General features: G+C 70.6%; 21 protein-coding genes. 11 read left to right on the top strand and 10 right to left on the bottom strand.

The genetic code is table 11. The features are described 5' to 3' along the window. Positions 1-338: 338 nt before the first annotated feature. On the bottom strand, positions 339-815 hold the full coding sequence (locus ACIPUC_RS36605; protein WP_446594726.1) for a hypothetical protein: 477 nt from the start codon (positions 813-815) through the stop codon (positions 339-341). Between the two features lie 800 nt (positions 816-1,615). Between ACIPUC_RS36605 and ACIPUC_RS36600 the strand changes: the two genes are divergently transcribed. The 6 genes from ACIPUC_RS36600 (at position 1,616) to ACIPUC_RS36575 (ending at position 10,527) form a co-directional block, all read left to right on the top strand. After that, a complete protein-coding gene (locus tag ACIPUC_RS36600; protein ID WP_446594724.1) occupies positions 1,616-2,107 on the top strand; it encodes a hypothetical protein in 492 nt (163 codons plus the stop codon). Positions 2,108-4,857: 2,750 nt separating this feature from the next. Beyond that, positions 4,858-5,826 carry an alpha/beta fold hydrolase gene (locus ACIPUC_RS36595; protein ID WP_446594722.1) on the top strand — a complete coding sequence of 323 codons (969 nt, stop codon included), beginning with the start codon at positions 4,858-4,860 and terminating at the stop codon, positions 5,824-5,826. Beyond that, a complete protein-coding gene (locus ACIPUC_RS36590; RefSeq protein WP_446594720.1) occupies positions 5,826-6,461 on the top strand; it encodes an alpha/beta hydrolase in 636 nt (211 codons plus the stop codon). The genes ACIPUC_RS36595 and ACIPUC_RS36590 overlap by 1 nt, the downstream gene beginning before the upstream one ends. A gap of 824 nt (positions 6,462-7,285) precedes the next feature. Continuing rightward, a complete protein-coding gene (locus ACIPUC_RS36585) occupies positions 7,286-8,380 on the top strand; it encodes a bifunctional DNA primase/polymerase (protein ID WP_446594718.1) in 1,095 nt (364 codons plus the stop codon). Then, positions 8,377-9,969: a DNA primase family protein gene (locus ACIPUC_RS36580; protein WP_446594717.1), complete on the top strand. Its 1,593-nt coding sequence runs from the start codon at positions 8,377-8,379 to the stop codon at positions 9,967-9,969. Before ACIPUC_RS36585 ends, ACIPUC_RS36580 begins: the two co-directional genes overlap by 4 nt. A 180-nt stretch (positions 9,970-10,149) precedes the next feature. After that, entirely contained in the window at positions 10,150-10,527 is a 378-nt protein-coding gene (locus ACIPUC_RS36575; RefSeq protein ID WP_257559655.1) for a DUF6009 family protein, read from the top strand. Positions 10,528-10,753: 226 nt separating this feature from the next. Here ACIPUC_RS36575 and tpg read toward each other — a convergent pair whose 3' ends face one another. From tpg to ACIPUC_RS36545, 6 genes are all read right to left on the bottom strand, one after another. Next, a complete protein-coding gene (gene tpg, locus ACIPUC_RS36570) occupies positions 10,754-11,308 on the bottom strand; it encodes a telomere-protecting terminal protein Tpg (protein ID WP_446594715.1) in 555 nt (184 codons plus the stop codon). Positions 11,309-11,311: 3 nt separating this feature from the next. Next, entirely contained in the window at positions 11,312-13,522 is a 2,211-nt protein-coding gene (gene tap / locus ACIPUC_RS36565) for a telomere-associated protein Tap (RefSeq protein ID WP_446594713.1), read from the bottom strand. 136 nt (positions 13,523-13,658) lie between these two features. Beyond that, entirely contained in the window at positions 13,659-14,588 is a 930-nt protein-coding gene (locus ACIPUC_RS36560; protein ID WP_446594711.1) for a ParB/RepB/Spo0J family partition protein, read from the bottom strand. Beyond that, entirely contained in the window at positions 14,585-15,841 is a 1,257-nt protein-coding gene (locus tag ACIPUC_RS36555) for a ParA family protein (RefSeq protein WP_446594710.1), read from the bottom strand. Before ACIPUC_RS36555 ends, ACIPUC_RS36560 begins: the two co-directional genes overlap by 4 nt. 170 nt (positions 15,842-16,011) lie before the next feature. Continuing rightward, positions 16,012-16,659, bottom strand: a complete 648-nt coding sequence (locus tag ACIPUC_RS36550; protein WP_446594708.1) for a ScbR family autoregulator-binding transcription factor — start codon at positions 16,657-16,659, stop codon at positions 16,012-16,014. A 166-nt stretch (positions 16,660-16,825) separates the two neighbouring features. Further along, the gene (locus ACIPUC_RS36545; RefSeq protein ID WP_446594707.1) at positions 16,826-18,097 is read right to left on the bottom strand and encodes an FAD-dependent monooxygenase; all 1,272 of its coding nucleotides are present in this window, start codon (positions 18,095-18,097) and stop codon (positions 16,826-16,828) included. A gap of 90 nt (positions 18,098-18,187) precedes the next feature. Between ACIPUC_RS36545 and ACIPUC_RS36540 the strand changes: the two genes are divergently transcribed. Then, positions 18,188-18,952 (top strand): TetR/AcrR family transcriptional regulator, encoded by a 765-nt coding sequence (locus tag ACIPUC_RS36540; protein ID WP_446594705.1) that lies wholly within the window; start codon positions 18,188-18,190, stop codon positions 18,950-18,952. Between the two features lie 267 nt (positions 18,953-19,219). After that, the gene (locus ACIPUC_RS36535) at positions 19,220-20,386 is read left to right on the top strand and encodes an epoxide hydrolase family protein (RefSeq protein ID WP_446594703.1); all 1,167 of its coding nucleotides are present in this window, start codon (positions 19,220-19,222) and stop codon (positions 20,384-20,386) included. 65 nt (positions 20,387-20,451) lie between these two features. On the opposite strand, the gene ACIPUC_RS36530 is transcribed toward ACIPUC_RS36535, so the two are convergent. After that, positions 20,452-21,003: a flavoprotein gene (locus tag ACIPUC_RS36530; RefSeq protein WP_446594701.1), complete on the bottom strand. Its 552-nt coding sequence runs from the start codon at positions 21,001-21,003 to the stop codon at positions 20,452-20,454. Positions 21,004-21,329: 326 nt separating this feature from the next. Between ACIPUC_RS36530 and ACIPUC_RS36525 the strand changes: the two genes are divergently transcribed. The 3 genes from ACIPUC_RS36525 to ACIPUC_RS36515 all read left to right on the top strand — a co-directional run bounded on the left by ACIPUC_RS36525 (position 21,330) and on the right by ACIPUC_RS36515 (position 23,870). After that, on the top strand, positions 21,330-21,881 hold the full coding sequence (locus tag ACIPUC_RS36525) for a dihydrofolate reductase family protein (protein WP_446594700.1): 552 nt from the start codon (positions 21,330-21,332) through the stop codon (positions 21,879-21,881). Positions 21,882-22,003: 122 nt separating this feature from the next. Next, positions 22,004-22,855, top strand: a complete 852-nt coding sequence (locus tag ACIPUC_RS36520; protein ID WP_446594698.1) for an NAD(P)H-binding protein — start codon at positions 22,004-22,006, stop codon at positions 22,853-22,855. A gap of 1 nt (position 22,856) precedes the next feature. Continuing rightward, positions 22,857-23,870, top strand: coding sequence for an AraC family transcriptional regulator (locus tag ACIPUC_RS36515; protein ID WP_446594697.1), 1,014 nt, complete (start codon positions 22,857-22,859; stop codon positions 23,868-23,870). Here ACIPUC_RS36515 and ACIPUC_RS36510 read toward each other — a convergent pair. Then, a complete protein-coding gene (locus ACIPUC_RS36510) occupies positions 23,867-24,340 on the bottom strand; it encodes a GNAT family N-acetyltransferase (protein ID WP_446594729.1) in 474 nt (157 codons plus the stop codon). The genes ACIPUC_RS36515 and ACIPUC_RS36510 overlap by 4 nt on opposite strands. Positions 24,341-24,529: 189 nt before the next feature. After that, positions 24,530-25,003 carry an anthrone oxygenase family protein gene (locus tag ACIPUC_RS36505; RefSeq protein WP_446594696.1) on the bottom strand — a complete coding sequence of 158 codons (474 nt, stop codon included), beginning with the start codon at positions 25,001-25,003 and terminating at the stop codon, positions 24,530-24,532. Positions 25,004-25,011 lie beyond the last annotated feature (8 nt).

The following is a 25,011-nucleotide window of genomic DNA, read 5'->3' as shown; positions in this document are numbered from 1 at the left end:
CTCCAGGGCAATGAACCGGCTCCGCTTCGCTCGGCCGGACTCGGCTCCGCCGAGCAGTCGGCCCTTCTGACCGGTGCCTGCGCTGCGCTCCTGACTAGTTCGGGTTCCGCTGCGCTCCACCCGAACGGCCTACTGCCCACCCCAGGGTGACCCCGTTTCACGGGAACTGGGTCTTCGGTCCGTTGGGCGGGTCCGCTCCACTCCCCCACCCCGGATCCTTCCAGCTCCGCTTCCAGGACCAGCCCGCTAAGCGGGCGGCTGCCAGCGGGGAAGTGGGGGATCGGCTCGGCAGCCACCTGTGTCTTCGAGTACCCCTTCGGGCGAGGAGCCTCGGCCGTTCAGAGGAAGTATCCGCTCACCTGGATGGAGAACCAGACAAGAGAGAGACACACCGTCACCAACACGCCCACGGCGACCAACCCCACCTTCCGCCGCGCCGGATCCGCGCAGACCGCGACAAGGACCGGGCCCACCGCCATGACCCCCACGTTCAAGGCCGTGGACTCAGGGAGATCCTGCCGCGAAAGGCCGGCGAGAACGACGATGACGAACCACTGCAGAGCCAACGACGCCATGACCGTCGCTTTCAACGGCCGCACCTCCAACAACCACACAGTCAGCAGCAGCACCGGCACAACCAGAAACACCCACAACCCGATCCCCGCAAGCCGGTAGAGAGAGAAACACAACGTCGCAATGTCCGCACAACTACGCTCGCCCTCCACAATCGACCACAACCACAAAACCCTCGCCATCCAACCTGTGACCGCACCACCAATCACGCATCCCGCCAAAACCCCGTAAACCTTGCTCATACACCCGAGGCTCACAACCCGACCGGCCCAAGTCCTGAGTACAGACACTCAGGACCCACCCACCTGACGCCGATATCACAGGCCAACACCGAACACAACCACGGCAAAAGACCCACAACCACCGGCGACGATTCCAGGATCCGCTTCCCTCCACCCCAAACACCCCGCCCCACAAACCAGGGTGACCCCATTACACAGAACCCGGCACATCGACCCATTAGGCAAGGTCCGCTCCACTCCCCCACCCCGATCCCTCCAACTCCCCCTCCAAGACCCCAGCCCACTCACATCACAACGCTGAACCACCCCTGCCAAACAAACACAGATCATCAGCCGGGGTCCTTGGCTTCGCTTCGGACCGCTCCCGTGTCCGCTGCGCTCACACGGGTTGCCCGCTTTGCGGGCCCTCAAGCTTCCGGGCTTCGCCCTTCCCGGACCAGCAGTGCAGGCCGAGAAGACAGCCCAGGTCGGATCGAACACCCATATGATCATGGTTGGTTCCTGTGAACCGCCCGTAGAAACGGGGCCACCGAGGAGGAACAGTGGGAAACAGCCGGAAGGCCGCGGGTGCCGTCGCGGCAATTGCCGTCATGCTGCTCGCCGGATGCGGGAACTCCTCCGGCAGGCAGAGTGTCGACGCTGCCCAGAGCCCAGGGGTCGGCCAGAGCAGTTCCCCGGCCGGGACAGTGGCGGGAGCTGACCAGGGCCGGACTGCATCGCCGCACGCCGGTACCTCCTGCCCGCCACTGGCGGACGACCGGACCGATGCCGCGAGCGCTGATGATGTGGCCCCAGCGGGGATGGGATGGACCGATTTCGGCCCGCTGCGCCTGCCCGCGTCAAAGACCTCAGGCCCGGCGGTCACCGAGGGCCAGGTCGCCCGCTGCTATGCGCGTACCCCGCGCGGCGCTGTCCTCGCCTTGGTGAACATCAGCGCCCGGGCCTCCAACGGCCCGGACTGGCGGAAGGTCGTGAAGCAGCAGGTCTTCCCCGACGCCGCGAAGGACGTGTTCGAACAGGGTACGGCGGCGAACCGCAGCGGCCAGCCCGACTACCCCGAGAAGTCGAACCGAATGGTGCCGGCCGGGTACAAACTCGTCACCTACACCCCGGACGCCGCCGTCATCGACATCGCGTACCGCAACCCGGGAGGCACTGTGACGACGGTACTGATGACCGCGCGCTGGCACGAGGGCGACTGGAAACAGCAGATGGCCCCCGAAGGCGGGGTGTCCGAGTCCGTACTGAGCCGGTTCAACACCCACGGCTACATCCTGTTCCCACAGGAATAAGACTCGAGAAGCTGTGCAGCAGCCTGACTGGGACCCCAGGGCGCTGCGCGCCTGAAAATGGGCCGACCGTTACCCGGACCGGATGACGGAGCGTGAGACCACAGGTTTGGGCAGCGGATACCTACACGCAACCCGCGCGCAGGAGAGAACCGCCCAACTACGCTCGGCGGGGCCGGGCTTCAGGATTAACAGCCCCTCCCCAGCCGTTACGGCGATCTGATTCGAACTGAGCATGCAGATAGATCGAGCGGGTGCCTGAGCGCTGCGCGCTCAGGAGAGACCGGCCTCGCTTTGCTCGCCCGAAGCCCCCTTCGGGGGCCGGCCCTCCGCTTCGCTTCGGGCCCCGCAGCGCTGCGCGCTGCGCCAACGAACCGCCTCGCTTCGCTCGGCGGGGCTCGGCTTCGCCGAAGCCATGGCCGGCCTTCGGCCGGAGTCCTACGCTTCGCTCCGGACAGGGGGCAGGTACCGCTCCGCTCCACTCGAACGGCCCGCTTCGCTTGCCTGGATGACGCTGTTCCACGGGGTCCGGGCCTTAGGCCCGTTGGGTGTCCGCTTCGCTCCCACGCCAGGACCTTCCGGCTCCGCCTCCAGGACCAGCCCGCTCCGCGGCGGCTGGCAGAAGTGAGGCTGGCTCCTCCTGCTGCTGGGGGAGGTCAATCGGTCCAGGTGGTCCAGAGCGCATGGGGTGGCTCGCACTGCCCTGACTCGATTGCCCGTTGATGCGCCTCGTTCGGGCTCAGCGACTTCCCGGGAGGAGCACTGGAGAAGAAAACACAGTCCGGATAGACCGGCTGTAGCCCATACCAGCAGACGGCTATCAGAAGAGTCAGCGCAAATGCAGCAAAGGGGTGCCTCCACTTAGGAGGACCTGACAGAGGACGGATCACGTCGGAGATCGTACGACCCGGACCTCCCCATTCCGCCCAATGGGGCCTTCACCCCCCGACCCATAGCCCCGCTATCGCGGGGCCTGGCCAGCCACAACGGCGGTCAGGCAGGATGAGCCCATTCAGCATGCGGCCTCTCAAGGCCCCGGCCCCTTCAGCGCAGCTGCCAGATGCAGCATGGATACGGGGCAGTCGGCCACCTGCAGGCGCTCTGAACCAACCGCGGATCTGTGCGCTCTCTTGGCCGGACCCGAACCACTTCCAACCGATCCACCGGGATCGGACTCGATGGAGCTCCGCGAACTCCGTCGGCGTGCCATGAAGCGAGGAAAGCGAGGCTCAGAGGAAGACCAAAGACGCACCCCAACAGTACGGACGGTCACCAAGAAGGCAGGCAGCAAAAGCCCACCTCCGCGCCCTCGGCAAAGCTCCGCGTTTCCCTCTTGGCTCCCTCCGAGTTCATGACCCCATGTCAGCAAACTTCCAACACCTAACTCCAACAGCACAACCAGCACAGTCCGCCCTCTCAGAGCGGTCTCTTCTCCTCAGGACGAGTGCGGGACCTGGGATCCAGCAGCGAACAACGGCGCGGCCAACAGCCCGCGTGACCGCAGCCGCTGTGGGATCGTCTCTAACATCGCCAGAGAGCTACGGACACCGGATGCTTCAAAAGCAATGGCAGCTTGAAACTGGATCACATGGCATCCAGGTGAGACGCCGCCAACACGACCACGTCCTGTGCAGTGGCGGCCTCATCGGACGGTGGAGTGAGGATGCCTCATCACGCGGTACGAGCCGCCGCCCTCAGACGACGGAGCGATAGCCACCTCGACTTAGAACGAGAACGTGAGCCGCTTTTAGCCACCGCTGCGGTCGGCCCCTGTTCGTGGCCTCGGCGCGCTCACTCGAGCGCAGAAATGGCAGGTCCGCCAGACTCCTGCCCTTTCCCCACGCCACACCAGTCCTGACCACATCCGCCAGGTCACGCTGGCCGGCAGAGCGCGGAACGCGATGCCCTCCGCCGGTGACCGCAATGAGCCTCGCCCCCTCGCCCGAAGGGCCCGAAGGCGGCGCGCAGGCACCGTGTGCCGCGCGGCAACGCGGTTCCAGGGGCTAGTGACCCCCACGAGGCCGCAAGCCCGGCGCTGTCAAGCCACGAAATTCCGGGCCATGACCGGTCACCGCAACCCCTGGCTCAATGGACACGCCACGGCATCAAGAACTGACAGCACCACCACCTGCCTCCGCAAGGACTCCCTTTCATGATCACCACCATCGACATCGAAAACCCCGACGCCTCGGGAAAGACCCGGTTCCACGACATCGGGGACATGATCGGAGGCTAGTCCGCCAGCACTTGGACCGGAGGCAGCCCAAGCAACCGCATCGACTACGGCGGCTGGACCGGCACAGCCCGGCCCGGCGGTATGTACAGGACACCGAGACGACCGAGTTCGGCCCGCTGGCAGCCGCACAACGCCTCGTGCCTCGCCGCCGGCTCGCCCCCGGTCAGCCGTCGCTGCCGTGGGGCAGCAGATCCCGGGTGGCGCTCTCGTCGGGGCACGCTGCTGAAGGCGCAACGGCTGGTGGACGGCGCACTCGGGTTGCGTCATCGGCCAGAGACTCGACCTCTGGAATCTCCCGCCCTCGCACCACGTGACTGGCGGTATGCGGCTCGGCCCGATGGATCACCTGCGGCGTTCTCCTCTGGGCGCCTCTCCCGGCCGAGTCCGAACCTGCCGGGGGCGTGCGGGTGGGTACAACGCTGGGGGTAGGGGGAGTCGGCTGCTGGTGGGCTGACTTGGGTGGGGGGTGGGTCTACGTTGGCGGTTGTTCGCAGCAATCGTGACGGAGGGTCGCCGGATGCAGAGCCGTTCAGCTGATGACCTGCGCGAGCGTGTGGTGTGGGGGATCGTTTTTGTTTTGGTCGCGGTCAGTGCGGTGCTGGGGGTCGCGCCGGCGAGGGCGGCCGCGGCGCTTGGCGGGCCGTCTGTTCCTGTTCTGGTCTGGGGGCCCTGTGACGGGTCCAGGGACGGGTTCGAGTGTGCGACGGCCCGGGTGCCGCTGGATTATCGGCAGCCGACTGGGCGTACGGTCCCGCTGGCGGTGACCCGGCGGCTCGCGAGTGACCGGGACCGCCGCACCGGTGTTCTGCTGCTGCATCCGGGCGGGCCGGGGAACTCCGGTGTGGACTTCGCCCGTAACAGCTACGAAGCGCTGCCCGCCTCGTTGCGGGACCCCTTTGATGTGGTCGGATACGACATGCGCGGTGTGAAGCGCAGCGGGCAGGTGGAGTGCTGGGACGACAAGGAGTACTCCGCCGCCGTGGACGCCGCGCGCGGGGTGCCCGGGCCGGGGGCGGTGCAGGGCGCTGTCCGGCAGGGACTGGAGTTCGCCACGGCCTGTCAGCAGCGGTCCGGTGAGCTCGTGCCGTTCATCGGCACCGGGTCGAACGCCAGGGACATCGATCTGCTGCGGCAGGCGCTCGGTGAGGAGACGCTCTCGTTCTACGGCCGGTCCTTCGGGGGTTACGTCGGCACTGTTTACGCCGCGCAGTTCCCGCGGCGGGTGCGTGCCATGGTCCTGGACGGGGCGTACGATCCGCGGCGTTACGCCGATGTGCCGTACGCCTACGACGCCGCGCAGTTCGTCGCGCTGGACGCGGCGGTCGGCCGGTTCCTGGACTGGTGTGCGCTGAATGCCGCCGTCTGCGGATTGGCGAGGGACGGCCGCGGGAGGCCTTCGAGGAGCTCAAGCGGGCGCTGGACGCCGATCCCGTCATCACCGCGAGCGGACGCCCGGCCACCGGCTACACCCTCGCCTACCGTTTGATGTTCAACATCAATGCGGGGAAGGAGATCTGGCCCGAGCTGGGGCAGGCGCTGCGGGCGGCGCAGGCGCGGCAGGGGTCGTTCCTGCTGTCGCCGCCTTCGCCTGCTTCCTTCGACTTCCTCAGCGTCAACCTGGCCGTCGAGTGCGCCGACCGCGTCTATCCGGCCAGCCGGCTGCTGCTGAGCGCTCTGGTCAGTGCCGAGGCCGCTGCCGCTCCGCTGTTGGGGCCCGCGATCGGTCTGGGGCCGCCCACCTACGACCACAACCACGCGCCCACCTGCGCCCAGTGGCCGGTGGAGCGCCCCAGCCGGTTCGAGGGCTCCTACCGGGCGTCGGATTCCGCCCCGATCCTGGTCCTCGGCACGACGGGGGACCCGGACACCCCGTACCAGGACGCCGTGGCGCTCGCCGGGACGCTGGAGAACGGGCGGCTGCTGACCTTCGCCGGTGAGGGACACACCGCGTACAACCGGAGCGCGTGCGTCAGCGGCCTGGTCACGGAGTACCTGGCCACCCTGGCGCTGCCCGCTCGGGGCACCGTCTGTGCGGACGAGACGCCGCCGGGACCGCTCGGCTCCCGTATCGCGGGCATCGAGGTGGACGAGACGCGGGATGTGATCCCGGTCCTGCGCTGAGGACCTGCCGCCGAACCGACCGGCCCCGCTGCGCCCGTGCAGCGGGGCCGGTGTCGTCAAGAGCGTGAGTCCCGCGTCCGCGACGGAGAGTCCGCGGGGTGTTCAGTCCCTGCTCGGTTTTCATGGGGGCGGTCCCTCCCTCGGTACTCCCTCCCCGACAAGGGGCTGAAGCCCGGTTCGGACCCTTCGGTCCCTGTCCCTTCAGTCACTGCACAAACCTGCAGGTCAGCGGGGTGCACCATCGTTGCCAGGGACTGAAGGGACTCAACTTCGCAGTTATAAGCCACATATGCGTAAGCAAGATCCATATACGGGCGCGCATACACGCACACACGTAAAGGCTGGAAGTAGTGATTCTGAGTCCCTTCAGTCCCTGAGTCGGGAACCGGAGGGCTCTGACCTGCGTGTTTGTTCAGGGACTGAAGAGCGAGGGACTGAACGGGGGTCTGGGCGGTTCGGTACCTGGGGCGGGTCCGGAGCGGTGTCGGACCGCCGCCGGGCGGTTGGTGTGGGGCAGGGACTGAAGGCAGCAGGGGTGGGAAGTGGCGGGGGTCGGTCCGGCGGTTGCCGAGCCGAGAGGGGCCGCGACACGCCCGGGCGTGTCCTGTGGTGGAAGAAACAGCCTTTGCGGAGGTACCGGGGTAGAACTTCAGGGACTGAGGGACTGAAGGGACTCAAGTCTCGATACAGCGGATATCGAGCCCGACCGGCTACGGCCTCTGCGGTAATCTCCGAGATAGTGAATCTTCAGTCCCTCTGGTCCCTGAGACGCAGGGTCCGGGACAGGAGGAAACCGTCCCTCACCGCGCGTCAAGGAAGAGCCAGTGCCCGTCTATTCCGAGCAGCCGTCACGCGGTGTCAGTGGCGGCGGGACGGCGTTGGACGTGGCGACCTGGATGGCCTCGCGGGGCTACCCGGTGCATCCGCTGGCTCCAGGGACCAAGACGCCGGCTGCGAACTGCCCTGAGTGCCGGGGGAGCAGGCACACGCCGCAGGAGTGCCCGTGCCCTGCGCAGGGCCGCTGGTGCCACGGTTTCCACGCGGCCACCACGGACCTGCGTACGGTGCGGCAGTGGTGGCAGGCCGAGCCGGGTTTCGGCATCGGGGTGTCCTGCGGTCCTGCCGGACTCGTGGTGATCGATGTCGACGCCCACGCGGCGACCCTGCCCGACCGGCAGCGACTGCTGCCCGGTATCCCCATCGACGACCGTGTCGACCTGACCGGACTGCAGAGCGGATTCGACACCTTGGCGCTCCTGGCCGCGTACCGTTCCCGGCCCAACCCCTGCGAGGACACGTCGACGCTGCGCGTGCGCACGCCGTCCGGAGGGATGCACATCTGGTACCGGGCGCCCCAGGAGGGGCCGGGCTTCCGGTGTTCCAGCGGCTCGAGTTCCAAGGTGGCGCTGGCCTGGCAGGTCGATGTCCGCGCCATCGGCGGCTACATCGTGGCGCCCACGACGCGTACGGCCGCGGGCGTCTACGAGCCGCTGCCCGGCGCCCGGGTGCCCGCGGCCCTGCCGCTGTGGCTGGCCGCCGAACTCTCCCGTACCGGGCACCGTGTCGAAGCGGCCCCTGCGGCGGCCGCAGGGGCCCCTGTGGCGGCCTCTGCGGCGCGCCCGCAGGGTCGTCGGCCCGGAGGGGGCGGGAGGCGCGTGCTCGGCTCCCTGCTGGACGAAGTGCGGGCCTGCGGGGCCAGTCCCGAGGGGACCGCCTTCAGCGAGAAGCTCAACCGGGCCGCCTTCACGGCCGGCGGGCTGGTCGCCGCGGGGCACCTCGCGGCCGGGGAGTGCAGGGAGTTGCTCCTGGAAGCCGCGGACCACGCACGACCCCACCAGCCGCGCCGCAACGTCCTCATCGTCGAAGCAGGGCTCCGAGCCGGAAGCGACCGCCCGATCCACCCCAAGGAACGCCCATGAGCAACGCCGGAAGCACGGGGTTCAACGCCCAGGCCGCGGCCGAACAGCTCGCCGCGTTCACCACGGAGGCCGCCGCGCCCGGTCGGCGGCTGCCCGCCCAGCAGAGCGCAGCTCCGGCGGCGGCCGCCGCCGGAGCCGGAACCGGCGACTTCATCGGGGCCGGTCTGCTGCAGAACCTCACCGACCGCGGCAACGCCAAGCTGTTCGCCCACCTCCACCACGACCGGTTCCGGCACGTGGAGGGACTGGGCTGGTACGTGTGGGACGAGTACCGGTGGAAGCGCACCGGCGGGGAGAAGGCCGCGATCTGGGCGGCCGGCGACATGGCGGAGGACCTGCCCACCCACGACCCGCGCGGCCACTTCACCGACCGGGAGCTGGCCAACCACCGCAAGCGCGCCATGTCCACCTCGGGCGTGAAGGCCATGCTCACCCAGGCGAAGGCGTCGCCCGAACTCGCCCTGGACCCGGACACCCTGGACGGCGACAAGTACGCCCTGTGCACCCCGGCCGGTGTCGTGGACCTGCGTACGGGCGATCTGCACAAGCCCGACCCCACCCGGGACCTGCACTCGCGCGCCACGCATCTGGCGCCCGAGGCCATGCCGACGCCCCGGTTCCACCTGTTCCTCCACCAGACGTTCGGCGACGACGACAAGGGCAAGGAGATGATCAACTTTCTTCATCTCCTGCTCGGCTACTCCATCACCGGTGACGTCGGCGGCCAGGTCCTGCCGTTCCTCTACGGCGTCGGCGCGAACGGGAAGTCGGCTCTCCTGGACGTCGTCATCAAGATCCTCGGCGATTACGCGGACGTGGCCCCGCCGGGCTTCCTCATGGAACGCGGCAAGTTCAACGAGCACTCCACCGAGCTGACGGAGCTGCACGGCCGGCGCCTGTTCGTGTGCAGCGAGCTCAAGCCGCACGACAAGTTCGACGAGGCCCGCGTCAAGCTCCTGACGGGCGGCGACCGGCTGAAGGCCCGCCGCATGCGGCAGGACTTCTTCAGCTTCGAGCCGACGCACAAGCTGTGGCTGCTGGGCAACCACCGTCCGGAGGTCGGCACCGGCGGCCACGCGTTCTGGCGCCGGATCCGGCTGATCCCCTTCGAGAAGGTCGTCCCCGACCACCGCAAGATCGACAACCTGGCGGAGGCCCTCGTCCAGGAGGAGGGCCCGGGCATCCTCCACTGGATGATCCAGGGAGCCAAGGCCTATCTCGCCACCAAGCCGGCGCTGACCGGGCCCAGCGTGGTGCGTACGGCCACCCAGGCGTACGCCACCACCGAGGACCACATCGGGCGGTTTCTCGCCGAATGCTGCACCACGGGGGCGGATCTGCCCGATCCTCGGGACCTCAAGGTCGAGCAGGGAGCCCTCTACCGCGCCTACAGTGCCTGGTGTCTCGACGGCGAGGGCCTGCGTCCCGCGACCACCCGCGCGTTCGCCACACGCATCCGCGCCGAGGTCGGCGTCGCCTCGCCGAATGAGATGCTCCGTTCGAACGGGCAGAAGTTCTACCCCGGCCTGGCCCTCCTGGCCGACGAAGAGCAGACGCCGCGCGAGGCGAACAGGGCAGGCACGACCTGACTGGCCGACGTGTGCCGCCGCCCCGGGGCGGGCACGCCTACGATGGACAAGGACGATGAACAGACCCACCAGCCGGCTGTGGCCCGCAAGGCCCTGCCGCATACCGGATTCGGCGCCGTTCGCGGCGTGGAGGAACCAGGGGCCCGGAAGGGCCGACGTGAACGAGGAAGGACCCAGGCCATGAGCTCGCTACTGACAGCAAGCGATCTCGCCCACGAGGACAAAGTGGTGTGGCTGGAGGATCCCGAAGAGCTCGACTACGTGCGCCAGGCCCTGGACAAGACTCCTCGCCGCCGGGGGAAGCCGCGCTACCACCGTGACGGGCGCATGATCGGCTTCACCGAGCTCGGTGACACGGCGGAGGCGGACCCCGACAGCGGTCTGCAGAAGCGGCGCGTCTTCTACCTCCTGCCGCACGACCGGGACGCCGAGCCCCACGGTCTGTACCGGGAGGGCGCGCCGGGTGAGGCCGTCGACCCGCGCACGATCGAGCCCCGGCAGGTGGGCAGGAAGACCGAGCGCTCGCAGCGGGGGCTGTCCACGCCGACCGTTGCGTGATTCGGTCCCTTTGGTCCCTTCCGTCCCTCTGGTCCCTGTGAGTAGCCGCGGCTACCTGCGGCTACCGGCGGCTGGAAGTGTTCGAAGACAATGGCGAAATTCGGTCCCTTGAGTCCCTCCGGTCCCTTGAGTCCCTCCGGTCCCTTGAGTCCCTCCGGTCCCTTGAGTCCCTCCGGTCCCTTGAGTCCCTCCGGTCCCTTGAGTCTCTCCGGTCCCTTCATGCGGGTCAGAAGGCGAAGTCGACGTAGTCGATGTCCGTGAACTCGACCAGGAGGCTCGTCGCGCGCGCGCCGTTGTCCTTGAAGTAGATCTCCTGGAGGGCTTCGGCCGCGATCCGGCGCAGCTGGGGTTCGGCGGAGCCGGCTTCCTGGGCGGCGAAGAGGCGTGCCGCGTACTCCGGGGGCAGGTGCTGGGTGATGCGGCGCATGCGGCCGTCGTCGGTGGTGCCGGGGGCGGCGGTGAAGCCGAAGCGGGCGCGGGTTTCGATGACCAGGCCCGTGGTGGTCGCGGCCCGGTCGCGGGCGCGCTTGCGGACCAGCGGCTGCCAGCGGACCCGTACCTCGTTCTCCAGGCGGGCGGCGAGTTCCGGCTTGGGCTGCCTGATCTGGTTCTTGACGTAGCGCTCGACCGTGCGCTGGGAGATGCCGAGCGTCGTCGCGACGGCTTTGGTGCTTTTCAGGTGTTTGACCAGGAACCGCATCTGGGCGCCCGCGGATTTGGGGATCGGGCGGGTGAAGTGCAGTGTGTCGGCCTTGGTCAGGCTGTCTGAGATGTCGGACATGGGTTACTCGCCGTCTGCCGCTGCGTCGTGGCCCTTGATGTGGCGGGCGGGGTTGAGGTGTTCGTCGAGCATCTGGACGGCCCACAGCAGGCTCTGGGTTCCCTCGTGCTTGACCATGCCGGGGCTGACGCCGAGGCGGAAGCCGCCGGGGAGGGGCTTGCCCTCGGGGGTGCGGGGGAGGAAGTCGAGGGGGCTGGGGCCGTCGGACAGGTAGACGGCGCAGTCCGAGAGGACCGCGATGGGGTGCAGGCCCGCCGTGGTGGCGAGCTTGTTCATCTTGCGGTGCATGTTGACGCGGGCCGTGGCGATCACCGCGGCGCGGATGTCGGGACGCCAGGTGGGGCGTTCGAGGGCGGGCCAGCGCTCGCCGGGGCGGTAGCCGGCGCCCTGGGGGCGTTCGCGGAGCTTGCCGATGCCGCCCTTGACGGTGGACTTGATCGCCGAGAGGACCGCCGCGGGGACGGGGCTGTGATGCTCCGAGCGGGCTGCCATCGCCCGGAGGAACTCGTCCTCCGTGAGGGCCGGGGTGATGCCGAGGTCGGCCATCGTGGCCATGTACGCGTCGCGCAGGCGGGTGTACCAGGCGTCGAGGTAGGGGCCGTGGTCGAGGCGGAGCCAGGCCTCGGCGGGGCGGACCTCGTGGCCGAGCTCCTGTGCGTAGGCGAGGGTGGGGGTGGCGTACCAGGCGGGGCCGGTCGGGGCCTTGCCGTGGGGGGTGAAGGGGCTCGGGAGCCGGGGGTCGAGGGGGAGGGCGGAGAGGTCGGCCAGCCAGCAGCCGGGGGTCTTCGGGTCGAAGCGGGGGTTCGTACGGTGCGTCGCGGGGCCCAGGCCGACGGTGAGGCGGTTCGCGGCCGCGGCGAAGGCCATGTTCACGTCGATGCCGACGGCGTGGGTGCGGGCGCACTCGGCGTCGGTGAGGAGCTCCGGGTCGCGGATCCAGTCGTACGCCTCCTCGTCGAGGACCTGGTCCGGCGTGCGCTGATGGGAGCGGGGGTAGAGGGCGGCGACCACCGGGTGCTCGTCGGGGGCTTCCGGGGGAGCGGGGTCGACGGGGTGGGTGAGTGAGCCGGCGACGGGGGCGGATTCCCAGGTGTCGGTCTCGGGGTTGCGGGCGGCGCGGGTGGGGGGACGCAGGGCCGTCATGAGTTCGAGGCCGGTGACGGCGGTGGAGCCGCGGGGGGTGAGGACGCGGGTGGCGTACGTGGTGAGGAGCGCGGCGAGTTCGGGGGCCGGGAGGTCGGCGGTGCCCTCGCCCCAGGCGCGGGGGTCGAGGGCGCCCCAGGGCAGGACCGCGAGCTGGACGCACTGGCGGCCGGTGGTGGGGGTGGCGGGGCGGTAGATGCGGGCCCAGGGGCCGAAGCCGCGGCGGGTGAGCTGCCACTTGTTCTTGGTGAGCTGCTTGATGACGGGGTGGTTGTCGGGGAGGCGGAGCCCGCGGCGGTCCTCGAGGGTGAGGGGGAGGCCGAGCCGTTCCACGGCGGGGGCGGTGAGGACGAGGAGCGGGTCGCCGTCCCTGCCGTTGCGGTGCAGGCGGGGGGAGCGGAGGTTCGCGCCGCCGATCGGGTCGAGGGCCCAGGTGATGAGGGCGGGCAGGTCCTCGGTGGGGTGGTCGAGGATGAGGCCGCCGGTGGTGTGGGCTTGGCCGGTGCCGTCCAGGACGGCTAGGGGGCCGTTTCCTGCCGGGGCCGGGGCCGGGGCCGGGGCCGGGGGGGTGGGGGTGGGGGTGGGCTTGGGGCGGGGGCTCTGGTGGGGGGTGGGGGTCTGCGGCGCTGCAGCCCTGTCCGCTCCTTCTTGAGGCTGGGGCTCCGTCGGCGGTGTGGGGGTGGGGGGTTGGGGAGCCGGACCGTTAACGGCGTTAATGCGGGCGGGGGGTTGGGGGGCGGCGTTAACGCCGTTAACGGCGTTAACGGGCGTGGGGGCGTGAGGGGGTGCGGCGTTAACGGCGTTAACGCCGTTAACGGGGTGGAGGGTGGCCAGGCCTTCCAGGAGGCGGGCGTAAGCGGCGCGTTTGGGGGGCCGGGGGGAGGTGCGGCCGGTTTCCCAGGAGGTGACCGTTTCGCGGCGGACCAGCAGGGCCTTGGCGATCTGGTCCTGGCTCAGGCCTGCGGCCTCGCGGAGGCGTTTGCGCTCGTCCGGGTGCGGGAGCGGGTCCTGGGCGGCTTCCTCGAGCAGCGCGTCGACCGCTGCGAAGAGGCTCTCTTGTTCGTTCGGCATGGCTGTACCTCCGAGGGGCAGCCTATGCGAATCGCACCGCTGAACGCACATGAAACACACGTGGGGGCGTTAACGGCGTTAACGGCGTTAACGGCGTCAGCGCCCCCGGCGTGGGTGGTGCCTTCGGATACCCCGCTCAGATGCGCAGCATGAGGAGTTCCGTGACGGCCTTCAGGTCGTCCGGGGTGAGGTGTGCCGTGAGGGCGTCCGCGATCGTTTCCGGGGAGATCGTGGAGATCGTGATGCGGGGGGAGGGGGTGGGAGGGGTGGTGGGGGGTGCCGGGGGCGGAGGGGCGTTAACGGCGTTAACGGCGTTAACGGCGTTAACGGGCTGGGGGGTGCGTTGGCGGGGGGGATTGACGGTGTTGATCGTCTCCTCCGCGGCGGCCTCCTGGGCCTCCTGGGGGAGGCGGCCGATGCGGCGGGCCGGTTCGACCTTGAGCTCGCCCGTCTCGACCTTCTCCTGGAGGGTGGGGGTGAGGTTCAGGAGGCTCAGGCGCTGGGAGACCCAGGCCGCCGTCTTGCCGAGGCGCTTGGCGACCTGGGCCTGGGAGCCGTGGACGTCGACGAGTTCCTGGAGGGCGCGGGCCTGGTCCATCGGGGCCACGTCCACGCGGTGGACGTTGGCGATCAGGGCCGACTCGAGGATGTCCGCCGCCGATGCGGACAGGGCGTCGTTGACGTGGATGTGCAGCGTCTTGAGGCCGGCCCGCTGGGCGGCCGCCAGCCGGCGGTTGCCGTCGATGACGACGTACGGGGCGCGGCCCAGGCCGTCGGTGGCGCCCGGGTGGGCCTCCATGAAGGCCATGCGGGTGGCGACGGCGAGGGGCTGGAGCTGACCGCGGGCGATGAGGGACTGGGCCAGCTCGTCGATCTCCGTGAGGTCTTCGCGGAGGTTGAAGGGGTTGTGGGCGAGGGCCTCGATGGGGACCTCGGACGGCGGGACCACACCTGAGGTGGGGGCGCCGGTGGCTTCCGCGATCGCCGCGCGGCGGGAGCTGACGCCGACCGGCTGGGCCCGGGCGAAGGACGCCGAGACTCCGAGTTTGTCGGCCTTGCTGCTCATGAGATCTCCCGGGCGAGGGCGCGCAGGGCGACCGCTTGGTCGCCCTTGGGGGCGTAGACGAAGAGGGGTTGCTTCACGCGGACGGCTTCGCGCTGTTCCTTGAGGTCGGGGACGACGGCGACGACCCGCGGATCCTTTATGTCCATCCAGGCCTGGAGCGAGGAGGTGGCGATGTATCCGCGGCGGCCGTCGTAGAGGTTGACGACGAGGCCGAGGTAGTCGATGTCGAGGCTGAGGTCGTCGCGCAGATCGTTGATCTGGGAGGTGAGGAGGTCGTAGGCGTCCGCCGAGGAGTCCTCCGCCTGTACGACGATCAGCGCGCCGGAGGCGCCCGGCTGCTCGGTGTCGCGGCGGCGCCCGTAGTAGATGGCGGCGTCCATGCTCAGGCCGAGGCTCGGCGGGCAGTCGACGAGGATGACGTCGTAGTCGGACTCGACGGGGGCCAGGGCGCGTTCGAGGGCGGCCTCGCGGGCGCGGACGGTGGAGAGGCGGACGTCGAGGAGGAAGGCGTCCGTACAGGCGGGCAGGATGTGCAGCCGGTCGCCGAAGCGCTTGTCCGCGATGGGGACGATCAGATCGGAGAGCGGCCCCTTGGCTTCGCCGGCCATGTGGCAGGTGAGGCTGTCGCCGCCGATCGGGAGCGGCTGCTGGCCGAGCTGCTTGGTGAGGTGGCCCTGCGGGTCGAAGTCGATCAGCAGCACGCGCATGCCCAGGCCGGGGAGGTCCTCCAGGTCCAGGGTGGTGGACGCCGGGTCCGGCTGCGCGTCCTCGTCCGACGTGAGCCGGGCCAGTTGGCGGGCGACCCGCACGGGGTGGAGGGTCGAGGGGTCCTCGGCGAGGGCCTCGGCCGTGCCGGCGGTGATGGCGGTCTTGCCGACTCCGCCCTTCTGGTTGCACACGATGATGCGGCGTACGACGGAGGGCCGCTTGACCGTGGGGGCCGGGTTCATCTCCAGCCAGAGGCTGACGGCCTGGGCGAGTCCCTGGATGAGGGAGACACCGCGGTGCCTGGAGTCGGTGCGGAAGGACTCCCACTGGCCGGCGGGCAGCCAGGTGGAGAACGATTCGGCGCCGGAGGTGTCGACGGGGGAGGGGGCGGAGGCGAGCGCGCTCCAGTGGCTGATCCCCTGGTGGACGGCATCCTGGATGTCCACCCGCAGTTGGGCGGTGCGGATTTTCAACTCCTGGCGCAGCCACGGGGGAAGCTTGGAGACGACCTTCTCTCGGTCGCTCTGAGACGAGGGCGAAGTCATGAGAGGGACTTTACTAACGTTCAGAGGGGCGTGTGAGCGCCACGCTTGGGTTTTGCTAACGAAATGGCGCGGTTCTGGTTCCGGATGCGCGACAGGGCGGCCTCGCACACGCCGTAGCGAGCACCCCCGTGGTTCACCACGGCGTATGCGAGGCCGCCCTGGAAACGCCCTCAGGCGGGCAGAGCGAGTTCGGCCCGGCACTCGGGCGAACCCGCCGGGTCGAACTGGGGGATCCGGTCCGCAGGGACGATCCCGGGGAGGACCAGGTTCCACAGGTCGATGACCCGGGAGTGGAGGTCCTCGCGGTCGGTGCGGACGTGCGAGGTGATCTGGATGCCGGTGAACGCGCCGACCAGGAAGGTGGAGACGTCGTACGGGTCGAGCGACGGCAGGACGTCGCCGCGTTCCTGGGCCGGTGTCAGACAGCTGTGGCAGGTGTCGATCCAGGCGTTGTACGGGGCGGGGTCGGGGCGGGTGAAGGAGCCGAACTCGACGACCAGGCGGATGCCCGCTCGGATGCGGACGTTGGTGCGCAGTCCGAACGCCATCTGGTGGGTGAGGTCGATGACGGTCTGGAGCCCGGGGTTCTCGATGGCGGGAACGTCTTGGGCGACCCGGAACTGCTCCTCGACCAGGGTCCGGGCGAGGGCTTCCTTGGACCGGAAATGGAAGTACAGGGCGCCCTTGGTGACACCGGCGTGCCGGACGACGTCGCTGAGGCTGGTGCCGTCGAAACCGAAGCGGTCGAAGGCGATCGCCGCGCCGTCCAGGATCGCCTGGCGGGTGATCTCGGCCCGTTCCTGCCTGGCCCTTGCCACGTACGCATCTCCCGGTTGCTGGTGCGGGAGCGGTTCCCCCGGGGGTCAATCTAGTCGGGTCGGCGTAAAAAAAACCAGTCGACAGGTACTTTTTTGCGAGCCGAGGGGTGGGCTGTGGGGGGCTTGGCGGTGTTAACGCCGTTAACGGCGTTAACGCCGTTAACGGTCAGGCCGTTGTTCGGGCGTCCTTCAGGGCGGTCGGGTAGCCGGGGAGGGGCAGGGTCGTCGCGTCCGCGCCGGCCTTCAGCATCCAGCCGAGGATGCGGCGCCGGCCGAGCAGGCCGTTGCGCAGGCGCAGGCCGAGCCCGGTCGCCGGGGCGAGGAAGGGGCCCGTACGGTCGCCGCTCTTCTGGCAGCCCCGGGCGTAGTCGCGGAGCAGGGACTCGTAGCGGGTGAAGGCGGCCCGGTGGTCCTCGGGCGAACGGGAGAGCTCGCCCGCCAGGACGTACGCGGCCACGATGCCGGTGCCGGTGCCCATGCCGCCGATGGTCGCGCCGCAGGCGGCATCGCCCACGAGGGCGATCCGGCCGCTGGACCAGGTGGGGACGTCGGCGCGGCTGATCGAGTCGAAGTACAGGTCGTCGGCGGTGGTGAGGGTGCCGAGGAGGTGGTCCACCTGCCAGGGCAGGCCCGTGAACGCCCGGCGGAGGAGGGCCTTCTGGGCCTCGGGGTCGTGGCGGTCGTACGTGAGCTCGGGGGAGGCGAAGACGAAGAAGGCGCGGGCCCGGGTGGGGTCGGTGTGGTCCGCGCCGACGCTCGCCAGACGGCCGGGGGCGTTGTAGCCGACGGAGCCGGGGCCCGGGCCGGGGCCGTCGCCGTTGCCGGGGTGGAGGCCCAGGTGGTTGTCGTGGGGGAGGCTCCAGGTGGCGGCGTAGTACCCGAGGTGGGTGACGTGGTCGGCCTCCGGGCCGAAGGCGAGGCGGCGGACGTTGGAGTGCAGGCCGTCGGCGCCGATGACGAGGTCGAAGGTGCGGGGCGCGGAGGTGCGGAAGGTGACGTCCACGCCGGTGGGGGTCTCGGTGAGGGAGGTGATGGAGTCCCCGAAGACGTACTCGGTGTGGGGGAGGGAGGCCTCGTAGAGGACGCGGGAGAGGTCGCCGCGCAGGACTTCGATGTCCCCGCCCGCGAACTCGGCGGGCAGGTGGAGCAGCTGCTTGCCGTCGGAGTCGACGAAGGTCATGGGGCTGCCGCCGGTTTGGACGCGGCGGAGCTCTTCGAGGATGCCCATGCCGCGGAGGACGGAGAGGTGGGTCTCGCCGCGGAAGTCGACGGCCTGGCCGCCGGGCCGCAGGGCGGGGGCGAGTTCGACGACGGTGGGGCGGAAGCCGTGGCGGCCGAGCCAGTGGGCGAGGGCGGGGCCGGCGATGCTCGCGCCGGAGATGAGGACGCTGCGGGGAGCCGGCATCGGGCCGGGGCGGGAAGCGTGCTGCTGGGTCATGCGGGACTCCTTGCGTAACTGTGTCCGGCGGACACTAAAGCGATACCGTGTACGGTAGACGCAGTTTTTGTGCGAGCGCAAGGGGATCCGATGACGGACGAGCAGTGGGGCGCGGCCGTGCGGTTGTTGTGGGGACCGCCGGCCACGCCCGCGCGGGGGCCGAAGCGGGGGCTCACGCTGGAGGGCATCGCCGGGGCGGGGGTCGCCGTCGCCGACGCGGAGGGGCTGGGCGGCGTATCGATGCAGCGGGTGGCCGGAGAACTGGCGGTCACGAAGATGGCGTTGTACCGGTACGTGCCGGGGAAGGCCGAGCTGGTGTCGCTGATGGTGGAGGCCGCCATCCCGGATCCGGGGGTGGTCGACGCTGCCTGGGCCCGGGTGGCGGAGGCCGAGGGGTGGCGGGGGCGGCTCCGGGCGTGGGCGCGGGAGTTGCTCGCCGGGTTCCGCGGGCATCCGTGGCTGCTGGAGGCGACGGTCGGGGCGCGGGTGATGGGGCCGCGGGAGGTGGGGTGGATGGAGCGGGCCCTCGCCGCGTTGGACGGGTGCGGGCTGACCGGGGCCGAGGCGATGGATGCGGTGGTGTTGCTGGCGGGGCATGTACGGGGGATTGCGGAGCAGGAGCGGGCGGCGGGGGCCGGGGCCGGGGCGGCGGGGGCCGGACCTGATGCGCAGCTCGTGGCGGTGATGGGGGAGCTGATGCGGACGCACGGGGAGCAGTTCCCGGCGTTGGGGGCCGCGTTGGCCTCGGTGGGGGAGCACGGGGGGCAGGACCAGGCGCTGGAGTTCGGACTGGAGCGGATCCTGGACGGGCTGGGGTTGCTGGTGGCGCGGCGGGTGGGCGGGGCCGAGCGTTAACGCCGTTAACGGCGTTAACGGCGTTAACGGTCCGGCTGGCAGGGTGGGCGCACGATCTATTGTGAGCGACGGGGTGTTAACGGCGTTAACGGTCGGACGGAGGTGGGGACGGTGGCGTTAACGGCGTTAATGGTCCGGTCCGGGTGGCCGGGCGGCGTTAACGGCGTTAACGGTCGGGGTCGGGGTCGGGCCGGAGCGTTAACGGCGTTAACGGTCGGGGTCATTAACGGCGTTAACGGATGCGGGGGCGGCGCCTAGCATCGGGCCATGAGTGATCTTGGGGAAGGGCTGCGGAGGTTTCGGCTCGATGTGGCGCAGGGGGAGCTGGACGATCTCGGCGAGCGGTTGGGGCGGGTGCGGTGGCCCGATGAGTTGCCCGGGGTGGGGTGGGCGTACGGGATTCCGCTCGGGGAGATGCGCGAGCTCGTCGCGTACTGGCGGGACGGGTACGACTGGCGGGCGGCCGAGGCGCGGCTCAACGAGTGGCCGCAGTTCACCACCGTCATCGACGGGGCCCGGGTGCACTTCGCGCATCTGCGGTCGCCCGAGCCGGATGCCAGGCCCTTGCTGATGACGCACGGCTGGCCGGGGTCCTTCGTGGAGTTCCAGCGGGTCGCGGGACCGCTGACCGATCCGCGGGCGCACGGCGGGGATCCCGCCGACGCCTTCCACCTGGTGCTGCCGAGCATTCCCGGCTTCGGGCTCTCGGGGCCGACGACCGAGACCGGCTGGGAGTTCAAGAGGGTCGCGCGGGCCTTCGGGGTGCTGATGGAGCGGCTCGGGTACGAGGAGTACGGGGTCCAGGGCGGCGACTGGGGAGCCGCGATCTCGCGGGAGCTGGGGCGGATCCGGCCGCGGAACGTGGTCGGGGTGCATCTGAACCTGCTGCCGGGGGGCGGGGCGACCCAGGAGCCGGGCGCGGAGGAGCTGGCCGCGCTGAGCCCGGCCGAGCGGGAGCGGACCCTCGCGTCCTGGGAGCGGTACCGGGTCTGGGCGCGCGAGCGGCAGGGGTACGCCGACATCCAGGCGACCCGGCCGCAGACCCTCGCGTACGGGCTGAACGATTCGCCGGTGGGGCTGCTCGCGTGGATCGGCGAGAAGTTCGCCGAGTGGAGCGACCCCGGGTGCCCGATCGACCGGGACCAGATGCTGACCAACGTGATGCTGTACTGGCTGACCGGGACCGTCGGCTCCGCCGCCCGGATCTACTACGAGCGGGCGCACGCCGACTACTTCGGGCAGCCGCCCGAGGTGTCGCGGACGCCGACCGCCCTGGCCGACTTCCCCCGGGACAACTTCGTACCGCTGCGGCACGTCGCCGCGCGGACCGACAACATCGTGCGCTGGACCTCGTACGACCGCGGCGGTCACTTCCCCGCCATGGAGGTGCCGGAGTTGTTGGTGGGGGACGTGCGCGCCTTCTTCCGGGCCTGACCGACGAGCAACTGCGCCGCTCCACGTCGAGGACGCGGATCCGGCGGAGTGGAGGCGAACCCGGGTCAGGACTGGGCGGCGGCGCCGGCGCGGGTCACGGTGTCCAGGGCGACCTGCCACGGGAAGTGGGGCGGGGTGTCCGGGCCGGCCGGGCCCGGGGTGAAGCCGGGCTCGCCGTAGAGGAGTTCGACACCGGCGGTGCGCAGGACGGCCAGGGACTGGTCGAACTGCGGGTGTGCGGCGAGGGCGGCGTTCGTGCAGGGCATGGCGACGACGGGGGTGCCCTTGCCGATGGCCTCGGCGGCGACGCCGACGGCGAAGCGGTCGGTGAGGCCGAGGGCCCAGGCGTTCACCGAGTTGAAGGTGGCCGGGGCGAAGAGCAGGGCGTCGGCCGGCGGCCATACGTCGTCCTCCCCGGGCAGCTTGTACTGCCAGCGCACCGGATGGCCGGTCAGGGCGGCCAGCCCGTCGAGGCTCCCGGCCACCCAGTGCGCCGCGGTGGGGGTGAGCCCCAGGCAGACGTCCCAGCCGCGGGCCTGGGCGTCCTCGATCACATGGGCTACGTCGAAGACGGGCGGGGCCGCGGAGCAGAGCAGGTAGAGAGTCTTCGTGGTCATGTCACCATATGATCATATTCTCCAACCTCAACCATGCTTGAGGGAGCGGGATGCGGCGCCGTGGCCGCTCTGGTCGACGGCCGCGAGCCGTGGGGCGGGGGCGCCGGTGTCGCGCAAGGGGTGCGTGCCCGGGCGGGGGTGACGGGGCGTTCGGTCTGCGCAGCCCGAAGAACATTCGATTTTCCGTGATGTGTGCGATGAGTTTCGGGCGTGGCCCCGGTCTGCCCCTGTGGTTGCGGGAACGAAAGATGTGGACGGTGTCCACATCCTCGGCTAGGCTGCGGAACGTCCAATGTGGACGCCGTACACATCAAAGGGGAACCCTCATGCGCAAGGTCATCGCCTCCGTCTTCATCTCGGTCGACGGCGTCTTCGAGGACCCGAGCTGGTCGATGCCGTTCTGGAACGAGGAGGCGGCGGAGTTCGCCGGCAAGCAGCTCGCCGCCGCCGACGCGCTGCTCCTGGGCCGGGTGACCTACGAGGGCATGGCGCCGGCCTGGACCGCCCGCGCCGAGGGCGCCGACGCCGGTACCGAGCGGATGAACGCGATGCCGAAGTACGTCGCCACCCGCACCCTGGACACCCCCGAGTGGAACGCCACCTTCCTTTCCGGCGACCTCGCCGCCGAGGTCGCGGAGCTCAAGCGCCAGGACGGCGGCGACCTGCTGGTCTACGGCAGCGGACAGCTCGTCAACGCCCTGCTCGCGCACGGCCTCCTCGACGAGCTGCGCCTGTGGACCCTGCCGGTCGTGCAGGGCAAGGGCCGCAAGCTCTTCGGCGAGGACTCCCCGGTCACGACGCTGCGGCCGATCGGCACCACCACCTTCGGCAGCGGCGCCCAGGTGCACGCCTACGCCCCCGCCGCGGCCTCCGCCTGAGCGGAGAGAAACGGGCCGGGAGCAGGGCCGAGAGCGGCGGCAGGCGCCCGTTGGACGCTCGCGTATGGAGTTGAGCTTTTCGGCTATGTTCCGTCTCGGGCACCTGGACTTGACTTGTCCTCATGACGCAGACGACGAACAACCCCACGCAGGGCCCCGCGCAGCACACCACCCTCGTCATCGGGGGCACCGGCAAGACCGGGCGGCGCGTCGCCGAGAAGCTCACCGCCCAGAGCCTCCCGGTCCGGATCGGATCCCGCGGCGGGGCCCCGGCCTTCGACTGGAACGAGCCCGCGGGCTGGCCGGCCGCGCTGGAGGGCATGGACCGGGTGTACGTGACCTACTACCCCGACCTCGGATTCCCCGGCGCAGCCGAGCAGGTCGGCGCGTTCGCCGAGGTGGCCGTGGCCGCCGGGGCGCGCCGTCTGGTGCTGCTCTCCGGGCGCGGCGAGGAGGCCGCGCAGCGGGCCGAGGACCGGCTGAAGGCCTCCGGCGCCGACTGGACCGTCGTGCGGGCGAGCTGGTTCAACCAGAACTTCGACGAGAGCTTCTTCCTGGAGCCCGTACTGGCCGGCGAGCTCGCGCTGCCGACCGCACAGGCCGTCGAGGCCTTCGTCGACGCCGACGACATCGCCGACGTGGTCGTGGCCGCCCTGACCGACGACCGGCACATCGGCAGGACGTACGAGCTGTCGGGCCCGCGCCTGCTCAGCTTCGTCGACGTCGCCGCCGAGCTGTCGAAGGTGACCGGCCGCGAGATCTCCTACATCCCGGTCTCCGACGGGGACTACCGCGCGGTGCTGCGCGAGAACGGGCTGCCGCAGGAGTTCGCCGACCTCTTCACGCTGATCTCGGACGGGCGCAACGCCCACCTGGTGCACGGGGTGCAGGAGGTTCTGGGGCGCGCGCCCAAGGACTTCGCCGACTTCGCCCGGGAGGCGGCCGCCACCGGAGTCTGGGACGTACGGTCCTGATATGGACACGCTGACCGGTCTCCTCGCAGGCCCGGGCGCCCGGGGCGCCTTCCTCCAGAAGTCCCTCCTCAACCCGCCGTGGGCCATGCGCATCGAGGACCGCGCCCCGCTGTCGGTGGTGACGATGGTGCGCGGCTCGGCGTGGCTGCTGCCCGACGAAGGGGAGGGAGTGCGGATCAGCCCCGGAGACGTGGCCGTCGTGCGGGGACCCGCGCCGTACACGGTCGCCGACTCCCCGGACTCCCCGGTGCAGATCAGGGTGGGCCCGGACCAGCGGTGCAGCACGGAGGCGGGCGAGGACGTCAGCGACTCCATGCTGCTGGGGGTCCGGACCTGGGGCGAGGGGCATCAGGACGAGGGGTCGGCGGTGATGCTGAGCGGCACCTATCAGGCGCCGAGCGAGATCGGCCGCCGGCTGCTGGGCGCGCTGCCCACGATCGTGGTCCGCCCGGCGGGGGCCGCGGACGCCACCCTGATCGCCCTGCTCGCCTCGGAGATCTCCCGGGACGAGCCGGGCCAGGAGATCGTCCTGGACCGGCTGCTCGACCTGCTGCTGATCGGTGTGCTGCGGGCCTGGCTCGCCGCCCCGGGCTCGGGAGCCCCGGCCTGGTACCGGGCGCAGAGCGATCCGGTGGTCGGCCCGGCGCTGCGGCTGCTGCACGAGAACCCGGCGTACGGCTGGACGGTGGAGGGGCTCGCCCTCAAGACCGGTGTCTCCCGGGCCTCGCTGGCCCGGCGGTTCACGGACGTGGTGGGCGAGCCGCCGGTGGCGTATCTGACGGGCTGGCGCCTCGCGCTGGCGGCGGACCTGTTGCGCGAACCGGACGCCACCGTCGCGACGGTGGCCCGCCGGGTCGGGTACGGCAGCGCGTTCGCGCTGTCGGCGGCCTTCAAGCGGGTACGGGGCGTCAGCCCGCAGGAGTTCCGGTCGGGGGCGGCGGCCGCGGCCGCCGCGGCGGTGGCGGCGGAGGTGTGCGGGCCGCCGCGCACCGTGGTCCTGCCGGACACGGCCTAGTGCAGCAGCAGTTCGCCGACGCGCTGGTCGCCGCTGAGCTCGCCGGTGAGGCGGAAGCCCAGGCCCAGGTAGAAGGGCTCGGGGGTGCCGTCGCCCGTGTCCCAGGTGACGTACGCGCGGCCGGCGCCCCGGCGGCGGAGCTCCTCGACGACCGCGCCGACCGCGAAACTGCCGTACCCCTTGCCCTGGTGGGCGGCGGAGACGTTCAGGCGCCAGATGCCGGAGCGCCGGTCGGCGGGGTCGCGGGCCGGGTCCCACTGGATGTCGAGGAAGGCCATGACGAAGCCGACGACCTCGTCGCCGTCGACGACGGCCCGCGGCCAGGCCACGTCTCCGTGGACGTACGCCTCGGCCAGTGACTTCACCACCGGGGAGACGAGGTGCGCCTGATCGGGGCGCACCTGTATCGCGCAGACCGCGTCGATATTCTCGGCGGTCACGGGCTCGAGGCGGGGGGTTCGGGTACTGATCACGGCCTCAGCGTAGAACGTCTCCCGCGCGTACGCCGTTCCGGCGACCGAGACAAGGACGCAGCGCGTGCACACCGGTCGGAGATCCCGCACGGGGCCCGGCGGCGGGCGACGCGCTCGCCCGCGCCCTGGTGCTGAACGGCCGCGCCACCCCTACCGGGCGGCCCTGGTGCGGTGGCGCCAGGCCGTCTAGGCGTTCTGCCCGTGCAGGACCAGCGCCCAGGCGAGCAGGCCCAGCGCCGCCGTGGACAGCACCGTCCGCCACACGTTGGCCCGTACCCACGGCTGCTCGAAGGCCCTGCGGACGGCCGCCGGGTCGGCGATCCGGTCGACCGGGCCGGCCTGCTCCAGGGCGTTGTTGAGCGGGATGTTCACCCTGGCCGTGATGCCCATCGCCAGGACGCAGCAGACGAAGGCGCCGATCACCGGGGGCAGCACGTCCCGGCCGCCGGCCGGGAGGGACAGCCCGAGCGCCAGCCCGGTGAAGAGCAGGGAGCCGACGTAGCCGAGGAGGAACCAGCCGTTCAGGATGGCCTCGTTGATGCGCTGCATCACCTCGATGACCGCCCGGTCGCCGGTGCGCCGCAGGCCCGGCATCACGGCCACCGAGAACCCGTAGAACAGGCCGCTCACGAGGCCCGTCGTGATCGTCGCGGCGATCAAGGATGCGA

The sequence above is a fragment of the Streptomyces sp. LARHCF249 genome, from assembly GCF_052871255.1.
The sequence above is the reverse complement of the archived record's forward strand: the minus strand, read 5'-3'. Positions and strand labels throughout refer to the sequence as shown.

Coding starts and splice junctions, on each gene's coding strand:
- ACIPUC_RS36580 (WP_446594717.1), top strand. CDS start 8,377: ATGAGCAACGCCGGAAGCACGGGGTTCAACGCCCAGGCCGCGGCCGAA.
- ACIPUC_RS36605 (WP_446594726.1), bottom strand. CDS start 815: ATGAGCAAGGTTTACGGGGTTTTGGCGGGATGCGTGATTGGTGGTGCG.
- ACIPUC_RS36530 (WP_446594701.1), bottom strand. CDS start 21,003: ATGACCACGAAGACTCTCTACCTGCTCTGCTCCGCGGCCCCGCCCGTC.
- ACIPUC_RS36520 (WP_446594698.1), top strand. CDS start 22,004: ATGACGCAGACGACGAACAACCCCACGCAGGGCCCCGCGCAGCACACC.
- ACIPUC_RS36525 (WP_446594700.1), top strand. CDS start 21,330: ATGCGCAAGGTCATCGCCTCCGTCTTCATCTCGGTCGACGGCGTCTTC.
- ACIPUC_RS36535 (WP_446594703.1), top strand. CDS start 19,220: ATGAGTGATCTTGGGGAAGGGCTGCGGAGGTTTCGGCTCGATGTGGCG.
- tap (WP_446594713.1), bottom strand. CDS start 13,522: ATGCCGAACGAACAAGAGAGCCTCTTCGCAGCGGTCGACGCGCTGCTC.
- tpg (WP_446594715.1), bottom strand. CDS start 11,308: ATGTCCGACATCTCAGACAGCCTGACCAAGGCCGACACACTGCACTTC.
- ACIPUC_RS36600 (WP_446594724.1), top strand. CDS start 1,616: ATGGGATGGACCGATTTCGGCCCGCTGCGCCTGCCCGCGTCAAAGACC.
- ACIPUC_RS36590 (WP_446594720.1), top strand. CDS start 5,826: ATGTTCAACATCAATGCGGGGAAGGAGATCTGGCCCGAGCTGGGGCAG.
- ACIPUC_RS36515 (WP_446594697.1), top strand. CDS start 22,857: ATGGACACGCTGACCGGTCTCCTCGCAGGCCCGGGCGCCCGGGGCGCC.
- ACIPUC_RS36555 (WP_446594710.1), bottom strand. CDS start 15,841: ATGACTTCGCCCTCGTCTCAGAGCGACCGAGAGAAGGTCGTCTCCAAG.
- ACIPUC_RS36560 (WP_446594711.1), bottom strand. CDS start 14,588: ATGAGCAGCAAGGCCGACAAACTCGGAGTCTCGGCGTCCTTCGCCCGG.
- ACIPUC_RS36575 (WP_257559655.1), top strand. CDS start 10,150: ATGAGCTCGCTACTGACAGCAAGCGATCTCGCCCACGAGGACAAAGTG.
- ACIPUC_RS36545 (WP_446594707.1), bottom strand. CDS start 18,097: ATGACCCAGCAGCACGCTTCCCGCCCCGGCCCGATGCCGGCTCCCCGC.
- ACIPUC_RS36595 (WP_446594722.1), top strand. CDS start 4,858: ATGCAGAGCCGTTCAGCTGATGACCTGCGCGAGCGTGTGGTGTGGGGG.
- ACIPUC_RS36540 (WP_446594705.1), top strand. CDS start 18,188: ATGACGGACGAGCAGTGGGGCGCGGCCGTGCGGTTGTTGTGGGGACCG.